Here is a 12512-nt window from a genome sequence, read left to right as displayed (position 1 = left end):
ATTGGCTTTAACACAGCGATCACCTGCCGGGCCCGCCGCTATCGGGGGCCTGAACCACTGGAGGGCGCTCAAATGGCCCGTACAGCTACGTTGCCGGTTCTCAATGGAGAATCCGGTCTCTCTAGATACCTCGCCGAGATTCGCAAATTTCCGATGCTGGAACCCCAGCAGGAATACATGCTCGCCAAACGCTGGCGCGAGCATGACGATCGCGACGCGGCGCATCACCTTGTCACCAGCCATCTCCGGCTCGTGGCCAAGATCGCCATGGGCTATCGCGGCTACGGCTTGCCGATCTCTGAGGTCGTCTCAGAGGGCAATGTCGGCCTGATGCAGGCGGTCAAGCGATTCGAGCCCGAGAAGGGTTTTCGTCTCGCCACCTACGCCATGTGGTGGATCAAGGCCTCGATTCAAGAGTACATTCTGCGTTCGTGGTCGCTCGTGAAAATGGGAACCACCGCGAACCAGAAGAAGCTGTTCTTCAACCTGCGCAAGGCGAAGAGCAAGATCTCCGCGCTGGACGAGGGTGATCTCCACCCCGATCAGGTGAAGCTGATTGCCAAGCGCCTCGGCGTGACGGATCAGGACGTGATCGACATGAACCGCCGTCTCGGCGGCGATGCGTCGCTCAACGCGCCGATCCGCGACGACGGCGAAGCCGGCGAATGGCAGGACTGGCTGGTCGATAACTCGCCCAACCAGGAAGCCGTGATGGCCGAGCACGAGGAGTTCGATCATCGCCGTCGGGCGCTGAACGGCGCCATCGGCGTGCTCAACCCGCGCGAACGCCGCATCTTCGAGGCGCGGCGCCTGGCGGAAGAGCCGATGACGCTGGAAGACCTCGCCGCCGAATTCGGCGTCTCGCGCGAACGCGTGCGGCAGATCGAGGTCCGCGCGTTCGAAAAGGTGCAGTCGGCCGTCAAGGGCACGATTGCCCGACAGGAAGCCGAACTCGAAGCCGCGCACTAATCGCGGCAGAGGTATCAGTTGACGAAAGCCGGCGGCAACGCCGGCTTTTTGTTTTGGAGGTGCGTGCTGCTGCACCAATATCGCTGTCGTCCCTGCGAACCGCAGGGGCCCATACGCCGCGGCGGATGTGAGAAGGGCGATGTCCGTCGTCCGCGCCGCAACAACAAACATTAGAGCGTTAGCCTATCAGGTTGCAAGTAGCCGGCGGCGGTGAAGTAGTTTGTGGATTCTGCTGGCGTGTAGGTGTCGACGGTGCGCCCGATAGCATCCCAAAGGCCGCCGACGGTGCGTTCGGCGGCCTTTCGCAAGCTTGCTTTGAGCTTGGCGAAGGCGTTTTCGATCGGGTTGAAGTCGGGGCTGTAGGGCGGAAGGTAGAGAAGCGTCGCGCCAGCTGCCTCGATCATCTCACGTATGCGGGGCCCTTTGTGGCTGGAGAGGTTGTCCATGATGACAATAGCGTCGTCCGGGAGCTCGGGGACGAGCACCTTTTCGATGTAGGTTTCAAAGGCATCGCGATTGATGGGACCATCGAGCACCCAGGGCGCGATGATGCCGCGCGTGGTGAGGGCGGCGACGCAGGTTGTTGTTTTCCAGTGGCCGTGAGGAACGCTGGCCCGCAGGCGTTCTCCGCGCAGACATCGACCATGTGTTCGCGCCATGTTGGTCGATGCCCAGGTCTCGTCGATGAAGACGAGCCGATCCCGGTCGAGCTTGCCCTGGCTCTCGCGCCAGGCCTGGCGTCGCGTCAAGACATCCGGGCGATCTTGCTCTGTGGCATGGGCGGTCTTTTTTTACGCGTGATCTTGTGCCGCTCGAAGAAGCGTCGGATCGTGCCATAACCAAAGGACAAGCCTTGTTTGCTCAAGCTATCACGCAATTCCTCGATGGTGATGTCGGGTGAGGCCTTGAGCAGAGCCACGATCGTCGCATGATGGGCATCAATCCGGTGGGACTTGCGATCGCCGCCCTGAGCTCTCGGCTGGGCATCGCCTTGCTCCCGCTCGCGCGTTCGCCAGCGGCTTACGCTCGCCGCGCTGACGCCAAATCGCTCAGCAGCCTGCCGGCCTGAAACGCCGCCTCCAATACAGGCCAGCACACGTTCGCGCAGATCCATCGACAGCGGTTTCGCCATGCCCGCCGGCCTCCAGTCCGGCGACCAGCTTGAATCACTAAAACGCTGATTTGTGAATCCCCGACGATTCAGTCAGATGGGCCAACGCTCTAGTGGTTATGGGTCCTCGCGTTCGCGAGGACGACGTGTTGATGAAGCCCGCCCCTACTCACCCCACTCCCGCGCCATCTTTGCCAGGGCGCAGCCCTCGCAATAGCGGGCGTCCTTGTAGTCGATCCAGTTGTGCGCATAGACGCGATCGAGCGGAATGCCGTAACGCGCGCGCAGCACCTTCACCAGAATACGCCACGCCGCGATTTGCGCATCCGTCGGGCCCCGCGTCACGTCCGGATAATTGCCGGCGAATTCGACGCCGACCGAATTGCTGCCGACCACCTGGCGATAGGTCGACCCGTTGTCGATGTATCTGTTGTCGTTGCGGTTGGCGCCGTCGCCATGGGTAGGAACGAGATGTTCGCCGACTGCCCAGTACACCGTGCCGTCGGTCTCGACCCAGACCATGACGCCGCGCCGGGTCGGGTTCTTCGATTGCGCCAGCGCGCCGCCGCGCGCGGAGCCGGCCGGCCCTTCGGTCTGATGCACGATGATGTTGCGCCAGGGATGGGCCTTTGCGAGATCGCCCCATGGCGCCAGCCAGACCATCTTCAAGCCGGGAATATCCGGCGTGCCCGCCGACCGCGAGATCGCGGCGAGATCGGGCGTTTGCGCGGCGGCGGAAGCCGAAAGTGCATGGGCGGCAAGCGCCAGCGTGAGCAAACGAAGATTCATGTCTCAAGCCCCCGGTGACGGGCCTGATTACCATGGTCACGCCCGCTTGCGCAGGGCCATGTCCGATGCCGTTTCGGGTTCGGGCGCCAGCGGCGGCGCCGGATCGTAGACAGCAAAGCCGTTCCGGCCCGCCTTCTTGGCGTCGTAGAGCGCATGGTCGGCGGCAGCGATCAGGCGATCGGGGAAGCCGCCCATCTCGCGGGTCCATTGCGCGACGCCGATCGAGACCGCGATCGGGATGTCGTTGCCGGTGCATTGTTCGGCATCCGCGCGGCAGACTTCCAGCACGCGGCGCGCGATCATCGCGCCCTCGCGCAGCGTCGAGGACGGCAACACGATGCAGAATTCGTCGCCGCCGGTGCGTGCCAGCATGTCGCCGGGCCGCAGCCGGGTTTGCGCCATCAGGGTGAAATGCTGCAGGCAGGCGTCGCCGGCGGCGTGACCGTAGGTATCGTTGATGCCCTTGAAGCCGTCGAGATCGATTACCAACAGCGCGAAGGGCTGGCCGCTGCGCTCCGAGCGCGCGCATTCTTCCGTGAGCCGCTGCACCAGATGGCGGCGGTTGCCGACGCCGGTGAGATCGTCGAGCAGTGCCAGTTCCGCGACCTCGTTGCGCAGGCGGTCCATTGCCATCAGCAGGAAGCCGAAATTCAGCGACATCGACAGGAACACCAGCACCAGGATGACGACCGACTGCGCCGGGGTGAAATGCATGTAGGAGAAGCTGGGGCCCATTCCGGTGACCGCGCCGACCAACCGAGCCGCCAAAATGATCATGATGATGATGGTGACGATTCCGGCCAGCCGGGCGCCCGGATTGATGCGACCCTGATGCGGGGTCAGCAACAGCTTCAGGCCCATCGCCATCGGCAGCACTTGGGCGATCGTGAAGACGGTCATCCGCGCTGGCACGCTATCGTAGACGAAAATGAAAAAGGACAGACCGACAAAGCCAAAGCCGGTGGTCAACGAGGTGTGAAGCCACGAAACGGGCCGGATGAAGAATTTCTGAATTCCCATCGTGGCAAGGCAGATCGCCAGTACAAGCGTGGTGCCGGCGAACAGCAACGGCACGAGAGAATCCGGGAAGACTACGCGCAGCATCGCCATCGCAGCGCCCGCCGCCGCTGTGAATGCCGAGCCGGTCCAGAACCGCGCGGCTTCGAACGACGGATAGCAGCGCATGACGTAGGCCCAGATCAGGCCCAGCGCGAGAAAATTGATGACGAACACCGTCCACAGCGTTGGAACGCTCAGCATCGCGAACTCAGGACGCGTGCACGTCCCGTCTCCCCTGTTGTCTAACGGCCGCCTGGGACTTCCGCGCGCCCCGCCTTCTCCCACGACGATCCCCGTCGTCTTACGGGACAAGGTGCATCTGCGCCGCTTAACGGAGTCTGACGGCCGCCGACCAATCCAAACCGTGGTTTTGAATTGATGAAGATCGCGCGCGTTCGGACATCGTTAAGCATGATGCGCGCGCATGCGAACGGCGGCGGCGACGCTGGTTTCGGCTAGAAATCGCATCAAAACGCATAACAACTGTGGATAACGTGATGACACCGCCATGACGGCACGCGGCATCGGCCTGCGAATCTGCTGGGATCGTGCACGAGGATGTTGCGAGGCTGGCCCTCCGCCAAGCATGCCTCGGTGTCGCGTTTCAATCCATGAAAACCTTGAGAGGATACTATGGCTAAGAAAGCGAAGAAGGCGAAAAAGGCGAAGGCCAAGAAGGCCAAGAAGTCGAAGAAGAAGTGAATTTCGGCCCGGGTGGAGTGCTCAGCTCCGCCCGGGCTCCCAACTCCGGGTGAATTTTTGGAGAATGGCGGGCCAAAGGTCCGCCTTTTTATTTGCGGCTACGAACTCGATATGGATCCCGTTGCTGCACTGATGGCGGCGCGAAAAATCTACCGCTCCGCCAACGCCAGCTTGGCGCCGAGCGCGGCAAATCCCGCCGCGAAACTGCGGCGCAGCCAGGCCATCGCTTTCGGCCGCGTGATGACGCGGTCGCGCACCGCGGCGGCGAACAGGCCGTAGGCCGCGAACACCGCAAACGTCATCGCCATGAAGGCTGCGCTCAATTCCAGCATGCGGCCTAACGGATGCGGCTCGTCGATCGCCACGAACTGCGGCAGGAAGGCGAGGAAGAAGATCGAGAGCTTTGGATTGAGGATGTTGACCAGGACGGCGGTGACGATGACGCGCCGGCTGGAGCGCGCCCGCGCTGCCGGGCGGGTGTCGATCGCAAGCGCACCCGTCTCGCGCAATGCCTGCCAGGCCATATAAAGCAGATACGCCACGCCGCACCATTTCAGCGCGGCAAACGCCAGAGCGCTGGTGTGCAGCACGGCGGCGAGCCCGAGCATGGCGGCCAGCATATGCGGCACGATACCGAGGGTGCAGCCGAAGGCCGCCGCGATACCGGGCCGCGCGCCCAGCGTCAGCGCCACTGCCAGCGTGTAGAGCACGCCGGTGCCGGGGGAAGCGACGACGATCAGCGAGGTCAGCAGGAACGACAGGGTCATGTCCTGCCATTAACACGGCGGCGTCAGGCGCGAAAGCAGGGCGGCGGCTTACGGACGCTGTTCGCCGCCGTGCTCTCTTGCATAGACCATGCGCTCCGCCTCGCGGATCACGTCGAGCGGCGCCCAGGGCTTGGCCCAGAACAGCACGCCATCGGGCAATTCCTGATGCAGCGGCTTGCCCGAGGTGACGATCACGCCCATCTCGGGATTGTACTTCCTTGCGATGTGCGCGAGTTCGACGCCGTCCATGTTGCCGGCAAGCTGCACGTCGGTCATCATCAAAACCAGACTGCCGGCGGCGCGCTCCAGCACCAGCTCGGCCGCCTCGGCGCTCTCGCATTCGATGACATCGACCTCGCTCTCCTCCAGCAGCAGGCAGATCATGTTCCGCTGCATCGGGTCGTCTTCGACAATCAGGGCGGTTGCGCGATGGGGTTTCGATTGTCCCATATGAGCCTCCTCTCAGGATCGCGTCGGCTGGCGATGCCGCCTTTGTCGGGTATTCGACACTAAGCGCGGAAACCGCTTTATGGTTCGGTTCCAATTTGCGAAAGTTTGCAGGAACCCGCTCGTCCTCGACCTGCAAGGAGCCTGATCCGACATGACTGCGATATCTGGAAGCGCGGCCGCCGTGACCGGCGCCGCCAGCGGCATCGGCCGTGCCCTGGCGCTGGAACTGGCCGCGCGCGGCTGCGATCTCGCGCTCGCCGACCGCGACGAGGCCGGGCTGCAGCAGGTGGCCGCCGAGATCGGAAAGGCACACAAGCGCAAGGTAACGACCCACCGCGTCGATGTCGGCGAGCCCGCGCAGATCCAGGAATTTGCCAACGCGGCTACCAGCGCGCATCCGGAGCTGAACATCGTCATCAACAATGCCGGCGTCGCCCTGCTCGGCGCCTTCGCCGAGGTCGACCAGGCGCAGATGGAGTGGCTGATCAACATCAATTTCTGGGGCGTGGTGCACGGCACGCGCGCGTTCCTGCCGCATCTGTCGACGAGGCCCGAGGCGCATATCGTCAACCTCTCCTCGATCTTCGGCATCGTCGCCCCGCCCGGCCAGACCGCCTATTGCGCGGCGAAGTTCGCGGTGCGCGGATTCTCCGAAAGCCTGCGGCATGAACTCGCGATGGCGAACAGCCCGGTGAAGCTCTCGGTGGTGCATCCCGGCGGTGTCCTGACCAACATCGTGCGCAACTCCCGCACCGGCTCTGGCATCGCCGACAATTCGCGCCGCGCCGAATCGATCGAGCGTTTCGATACGATCGCCAGGACCACGCCGCCGGCCGCGGCGCAACGCATCATTCTCGGCATCGAGAAAAACCAGCCGCGCATTCTGATCGGCAACGACGCCAAGTTCATGGACCTCCTGCAGCGGTTTCGCCCGGCGACCTATTGGGCGGTGTTGGCAAAACGGATCGAGAAGATGGGCGCGCAGGCGAAGTGAGCGATGGCACAACAGCCGTCGTCCCTGCGAACGCAGGGACCCATAACCACCGGTGCCGTTGCTGGAGCGGGAATGCAACACATACTATTGCACATCGAAGAATGACGGAGAGCGGTGGCTAGCGTCCCACCAGCCGGTCCGCAAAGTAGCCGATCGTCTTGCGGTAGATCGTGGCCCTGTTCCATTCCCGCATCGCTTCGAAATTCGCCGTGCCCTCGCCATACGGCGCGCCGGCCTTGAAGCCAGATACATGCAGCAGGTTCGCGGTGGAGGCGAGCACGTCCGGCACGCTGTGGCGGAGATCGACATGGCCGTTGCCGTCGAAATCGACGCCGTATTTGATGTAGGACGACGGCAGGAATTGCGTCTGGCCGAGCTCGCCGGCGAAGGCGCCGATCAGGTCGCGCAGCGGAAGATCGCCGCGCTGCACGATCTTCAGCGCGGCCAGGAGTTCGCCCTGGAACAATTCGGTGCGGCGGCAATCATGGGCCATGGTCATCAGCGTGCGGATCACCGGCATCTTGCCAATGTCGCCCTTGCCGTAGTCCGACTCCAGCCCCCAGATCGCGACGATGATTTGCGGCGGCACACCGAACTTCTGTTCGATGCGCGCCAGCAGTGACGCGTGCCGCTGCAGCATCTGCCGGCCGATGTTGATGCGCCCGGGGCCGACGCGGGTGGAGACATATTGCTCGAACGTCTTGTTGAAGGTGCCGCGCTGGCGGCGGTCGAAAGCGAGCACCGCCGGGTCCTGCGTGATGCCGGCAAAGGCCTGGCCGATCACCGCTTGCGACACGCCGGCCGCCTGCGCTTCCTGCGCCATCGCGGAAACGAAGGTGTTGAAATCGCCGCCGCAGCGGGCGGCGTGGGAAGGACTGGCAAGGACCAGGGAGACAAGCGCGCAGAATAGCGCGGCAAATGCAGAACGGGATGAAAGCATGGGGAAGCATTCCTGGAGGGCACGGGCAAATCGGCCCGCCTTCTAGCATGTCCGCTTTCCCGGTTCGAGGCTTGACGGGTTTGCGCGGGCCATTTGATCCGCGTCAATATTGGCGCGTCCCGGTTTTCCTAGGATTGGCGCCAAAGGAGAGCCCCGATGATCGGAATAACCCTGACCACGGACCAGATCCGCAATGCTCCCGTGCCGGTTCGGCAATGGATCGAGCATCAAGTCATTGCCTCGCTCGGCCTGGCGGCCGATGCGCCGGCGGCGCAGCATCCGCAAGCCGAGCACCTCGTTGCCTGCAATCCCGAGGAGGCGGCGGCCGTGCTGGCGCAAATTCAGGGCCTGATGCCGGCGTTCAACGTGTTCTTCGAATTCGCAAGGCCGGGCATCTCGTTCGGCCAGCCGCCGGTGATGGCGTTCCGCCTGATCGACATCCTCTATCATACCCGATTGCAGAACGTCGAACAGGTCATGGAATGTTTGGAAGCAATCAACGCGGCCTTCGCCCGCGTCCGCGGCGATGCCTCCGCCAGGTTCTGCGGGTTCGACAGCCAGGGACACTGCTTGATCGCGCCGGAGACGCAGCGCAGCGTTGCCGCGCTGTGGCAGAACATCCTCGCGAGCCAGCAGAAGGCAGGACGTGGCGCGATCGATACGGCCTCCGCTGCATAGGCGGCGGCCAATTACGCCTGCGCTCAGCGAGGCCCTACTCCCCGCCGTCGATCTGACGGCCCATCAGTGCGATCGCCTTCTGATAGACGCCCGCGGCATTCCAGGCCTGGATCGCCGCAAAATTCGGCTCGCCCGGCTGATAGCCCGCACCGGCGCGCCAGCCATGCGCCCGCAGAAAGTTCGCGGTCGACATCAGCGCGTTCGCCGCGTTTTCGAGATTGCCGGTACCGTAAGCCAGAATGGCTTTTGGCATGAACTGCGTCTGGCCGACTTCGCCATGCATCGAGCCGCGCTGGCTGGCAGGGAGCGCGCCGCGATCGATCAATTGCAGCGCCGCGTAGAGATGCTCGGTGAAATAGGCTGAGCGCCGGCAGTCATAGGCGAGCGTCGCGATCGAGGCGAGCATGTTCTGATTGCCGCGCTGGCTGCCGAACCCGGTTTCCATGCCCCAGATCGCGAGCAGCGGCCCCGGCGGCACGCCATAGCGGCTCTGAATGGAAGCGAACAGCGCCGCCTGCGATTGCTTGAGCCGCCTCCCCTTCGCAACGATGGCGGTGGCGCCGCGCTTGGCGAGAAACTGATCGAGCGAGAGACTGAAACTGCGCTGGCCGCGGTCGGCATTGATCGTCGTTTGCGCGTAGTTCGTCGCCATCAAGGCCTGGATGGTGGAGGCGCCGATGCCTTTTGCACGGGCTTCGCCTGCGAATTGCTGCTTCCAGGATTCGTAGCCGGCGGCGGAGCTGCCGCATTGGGCGGCGTGGGCGTGGGGGCTCAACGATGCGAACAATGCGACAGTGGCGCTGAAAGCAAATGCGATACGGAGCATGGAAAGACCATTCCTGAGAGAGCGCTGCAAGTACGCATCGGTTTCTAGCACGTCCTCAGCCGCGCTTCGAGAGTTGCGGCAGATGCATGGGCAGAATCTGTATCCCTTAGCCATCTCGAAAACGGCCATGATTGCGACTAATTTGAATCGATCGATACGCTGACCGTTCGTTGAATCGCCGTGTGTCGAATTGGTGGCGCCGTAGCGCCAACGCGTAGGCCGACGCCCGCCTTGGCGCATCCCAAGGACGATGGCTATGACCAGATCCAGTGGCTGCAAAGTCGGAATTGGCATTGTGATCGCCGCGCTCGCGGCAAGCCACAAGGCAGCCGCCCAGGTGTCGACGCCTTCCGTCGATCCGTCGCGCTTGCCCCGCCTCGGCACCGTCGACGAGCGCTTTCAATCGTACAATGTGGAAATGGTCGAGGTCACCGGCGGACGGTTCTGGAAGCCTTACAAAGCGAGTGCCTCGGCGCCGCCAAATCGCGGCGCTGATAACACCGGAAATATCCCGGCGGGCGCAAAGCCTGATCTCTACGCGTATCGGGAGCCGATCGACCTGTCGAACCGCCGGCTGCGCGCATTGGCTGCCGCTCTCGCTCCAGCCTACATCCGCGTCAGCGGCACCTGGGCGAATAGCACCTACTTTGCCGGAAGCGATGCGACGCCTCCGACGCCGCCGCCTGACGGCTTCCGCGCGGTGCTGAGCCGCGAGCGCTGGAGAGGCGTCATCGACTTTGCCCGCGCGGCCGGCGCGGAGATCGTGACCTCGATGGCGATAAGCCGCGGTGCCCGGGACGCGGCAGGTCGATGGCGGAGCGATCAGGCGCGGCACTTGTTCGACTACACCAAATCCGTCGGTGGCAGAATTGCCGCCGCCGAGTTCATGAATGAGCCGACGCTGACCGCCATGGGCGGTGCGCCGACGGGATATGATGCGGCGGCTTACGGGCGGGACTTCAAGGCCTTTGTTGCGTTCATCAGGGACAGCGAACCGGATGTGATCGTCCTGGGTCCCGGTTCGGTCGGAGAGACGATGGCGTCGCAATCGAGCTCCGGATTCATCAGCACGCGGGATCTGCTTGCCGCATCCGGCCCCGGCATCGACGCGTTTTCCTATCATCACTACGGCGCCCTCTCGCAGCGATGCTCCGGGATTCCGGGCCAGACCACGCCGGAGGCCGCGCTTTCGGAAGCGTGGCTCAAGAGCACAGAGCAAACGTTCGCGTTTTACCGATCGCTGAGGGGCGAGTTTGCGCCTGGTAAGCCGATGTGGCTGACCGAAACCGCCGAGGCCGCCTGCGGCGGCAATCCCTGGGCCGCCACTTTCCTCGATACGTTCCGATATCTCGATCAGCTCGGCCGGCTTGCCAGGGCTGCCGTCCAGATCGTGGCGCACAATACGCTGGCTGCCAGCGATTACGGCCTGCTCGAGGAGACGACGTTGCGGCCGCGGCCAAACTACTGGGCGGCGCTGCTGTGGCGCAGGCTGATGGGCACGACCGTTCTCGACGCCGGCGTGCACGAGGGGATTCACCTCTACGCGCATTGCCGATGGGGCGCGCGCGGCGCCGTCACACTGCTCGCCATCAATACTGACAGGACGACCACCGCGATGCTGCGGTTGCCTGCGGCGAGCGAGCGTTACACGCTTTCGGCGGACGATCTTCAGAGCGACACGGTTAAGCTGAATGGAACGGTTTTGGAGCTCGGCCCGAATGACGATCTTCCGCGGCTTGCCGCAGTGACATCGCCGCCGGGTTCGATCGAGATCGGACCTGCCACGATCGCTTTCCTCACGGTCGCGGACGCAAAAAATCCGGCATGCGATTGAATCGTTGCCCGGTCCGTCCAGCGGGCTTCAATCCGCGCGCAGCCGAAGGCAGAGCACCGCGCTGGCCAGCGCTGAAACTCCGAGAAGCACGAGCACGCCGGAGAATCCACTCAGCGCGAAGACGATGCCCCCGAACGTCACCCCGACTGTGCCGCCGAGAAAGCTGCACGAATTCAGTAGCCCGGAGCCTTTTCCCGTCTGCGATTGGGGCAACGTTGCAAGTCCGAGCCGCGGTGCCGAAGCGTAAATGAGCGCGATTCCAGCGCCGGCGATAAAGAGGCCTGGCATCAGAACAGTGTATATCGCTTCGATCTGAAACGACGACCAGATAATCGCGCAGCCGAGCGCAAGCAGGAGCGATCCAGCTGTCAGCATGCGCCGCACGCCGATCCGTATTCCAATGGAAGGAGCCGTTCGCGCGAAGGCAAACAGCGCAACCGAGAGCGGCAGCAGCGATAGGCCGGCAGCAACGGCGGACATGCCGAGTCCGCCTGCGGATTGCGCAAAGAGATTGTAGTAGAGCAGCAGCGTCATGATGTCGAACATCACGAGGAACAGGAGGCCAGCGGCGACCGCGAAATTGCGGTTCGAGAACAGTTCGAAATCGACGAGCGGATAAGAGCGCCGCGTCTCGGTCCGGATCAATCCAAGAAACGAAATCACTGCCAGCGCGAGCGGGACGATTGCGGCTTGCGGATTGACTCGAACATGCGCTAACGCCTGCAATCCCGTTATCAACGTCACCATGAAGACCGCGAGAATGCCAAGGCCCACCCAGTCCATCGAAACCGAGCGGCGGCCTTCCGCTCCGGGATGCCGCAACAGCATCAGCGCTGCGGGCACCATGGCGACGACGTTCAGCCAGAAGATAAAGCGCCAGCCCGCGTAATGCGTCACGGCGCCGCCAATCAGCGGACCGATGCTGAAGCCGAGCATCAGGAAGCCGGTCCATGCCCCGATCGCCTCCGCCCGCCGCGCGTCGGGCGCAGCTTCGGTCACTGCGGCAAGCGTGCCGGCCACGGCGAACGCAGCCCCCAGCCCCTGCAGCGCACGAGCCCCGACCACCACGAATCCGGCTGGTGCAAGCGCAATGATCAGCGAGGCGAGGGCGAACAGGGCGATGCCCGCAACCGAGGATCTTTGCGCCCCAAGCTGATCCGCCGCGCCGCCGCCGACGATTATGAATATCGCTGCGGTGAGCAGATAGGCATTGACTACCCATTCGACTTCCGCCGGACCAAGTTGCAGGCCAGCTCTCATTTCGGGCAGCGCCGCCATGATCGCCGTGCTGTTGTCCCCCACCGCCAGCATGGCAAGGCAGCAGGCCATCAGCACCGGTCGGAGATCACTCTTGGTGTTGCAAGCTGCCGGCATCACCAATGCCCTTCCCCTT

At 63.6% G+C, this 12512-nt stretch carries 12 protein-coding genes; 4 read left to right on the top strand and 8 right to left on the bottom strand.

Translation table 11 applies throughout. From position 1 onward, the window contains the following. The first annotated feature begins 72 nt into the window (after positions 1–72). A complete protein-coding gene (gene rpoH, locus LMTR13_RS04835) occupies positions 73–969 on the top strand; it encodes an RNA polymerase sigma factor RpoH (protein WP_065726900.1) in 897 nt (298 codons plus the stop codon). A gap of 170 nt (positions 970–1139) precedes the next feature. On the opposite strand, the gene LMTR13_RS38655 is transcribed toward rpoH, so the two are convergent. The 5 genes from LMTR13_RS38655 to LMTR13_RS04805 form a co-directional block, all read right to left on the bottom strand. After that, a protein-coding gene (locus tag LMTR13_RS38655) for an IS630 family transposase (protein WP_156795382.1) occupies positions 1140–2101 on the bottom strand; the annotation gives its coding sequence in 2 pieces (ribosomal slippage) (positions 1140–1762 and positions 1762–2101; 963 coding nt in all). Between the two features lie 144 nt (positions 2102–2245). Next, the gene (locus LMTR13_RS04820) at positions 2246–2869 is read right to left on the bottom strand and encodes a peptidoglycan recognition protein family protein (protein WP_065726899.1); all 624 of its coding nucleotides are present in this window, start codon (positions 2867–2869) and stop codon (positions 2246–2248) included. 36 nt (positions 2870–2905) lie between these two features. Continuing rightward, complete coding sequence (locus LMTR13_RS04815) at positions 2906–4129, bottom strand: GGDEF domain-containing protein (RefSeq protein WP_065726898.1); 1224 nt, start codon at positions 4127–4129, stop codon at positions 2906–2908. A gap of 650 nt (positions 4130–4779) precedes the next feature. Then, on the bottom strand, positions 4780–5397 hold the full coding sequence (locus LMTR13_RS04810; RefSeq protein ID WP_065726897.1) for a LysE family translocator: 618 nt from the start codon (positions 5395–5397) through the stop codon (positions 4780–4782). A 48-nt stretch (positions 5398–5445) separates the two neighbouring features. Continuing rightward, on the bottom strand, positions 5446–5847 hold the full coding sequence (locus LMTR13_RS04805) for a response regulator (RefSeq protein WP_065726896.1): 402 nt from the start codon (positions 5845–5847) through the stop codon (positions 5446–5448). A gap of 151 nt (positions 5848–5998) precedes the next feature. Here LMTR13_RS04805 and LMTR13_RS04800 point away from each other — a divergent pair, with 151 nt between their 5' ends. After that, entirely contained in the window at positions 5999–6841 is an 843-nt protein-coding gene (locus LMTR13_RS04800; RefSeq protein WP_065726895.1) for an SDR family NAD(P)-dependent oxidoreductase, read from the top strand. 118 nt (positions 6842–6959) lie between these two features. On the opposite strand, the gene LMTR13_RS04795 is transcribed toward LMTR13_RS04800, so the two are convergent. Then, a complete protein-coding gene (locus tag LMTR13_RS04795) occupies positions 6960–7781 on the bottom strand; it encodes a lytic murein transglycosylase (protein WP_065726894.1) in 822 nt (273 codons plus the stop codon). A 156-nt stretch (positions 7782–7937) separates the two neighbouring features. Here LMTR13_RS04795 and LMTR13_RS04790 point away from each other — a divergent pair, with 156 nt between their 5' ends. Then, on the top strand, positions 7938–8459 hold the full coding sequence (locus LMTR13_RS04790; protein ID WP_065726893.1) for a hypothetical protein: 522 nt from the start codon (positions 7938–7940) through the stop codon (positions 8457–8459). A gap of 34 nt (positions 8460–8493) precedes the next feature. On the opposite strand, the gene LMTR13_RS04785 is transcribed toward LMTR13_RS04790, so the two are convergent. Next, positions 8494–9285 carry a lytic murein transglycosylase gene (locus tag LMTR13_RS04785; protein WP_065726892.1) on the bottom strand — a complete coding sequence of 264 codons (792 nt, stop codon included), beginning with the start codon at positions 9283–9285 and terminating at the stop codon, positions 8494–8496. Positions 9286–9541: 256 nt separating this feature from the next. Between LMTR13_RS04785 and LMTR13_RS04780 the strand changes: the two genes are divergently transcribed. Beyond that, positions 9542–11119 carry a glycosyl hydrolase family 79 N-terminal domain-containing protein gene (locus LMTR13_RS04780; protein WP_236843278.1) on the top strand — a complete coding sequence of 526 codons (1578 nt, stop codon included), beginning with the start codon at positions 9542–9544 and terminating at the stop codon, positions 11117–11119. Positions 11120–11146: 27 nt separating this feature from the next. On the opposite strand, the gene LMTR13_RS04775 is transcribed toward LMTR13_RS04780, so the two are convergent. Beyond that, a complete protein-coding gene (locus LMTR13_RS04775) occupies positions 11147–12493 on the bottom strand; it encodes an MFS transporter (protein ID WP_065726890.1) in 1347 nt (448 codons plus the stop codon). Positions 12494–12512: the final 19 nt, after the last annotated feature.

Origin of the sequence: Bradyrhizobium icense, assembly GCF_001693385.1 — a bacterium.
Taxonomy (GTDB): Bacteria; Pseudomonadota; Alphaproteobacteria; order Rhizobiales; family Xanthobacteraceae; genus Bradyrhizobium; species Bradyrhizobium icense.
Note: the sequence above shows the minus strand (reverse complement) of the source record. Positions and strands in the feature narration are given on the sequence as shown.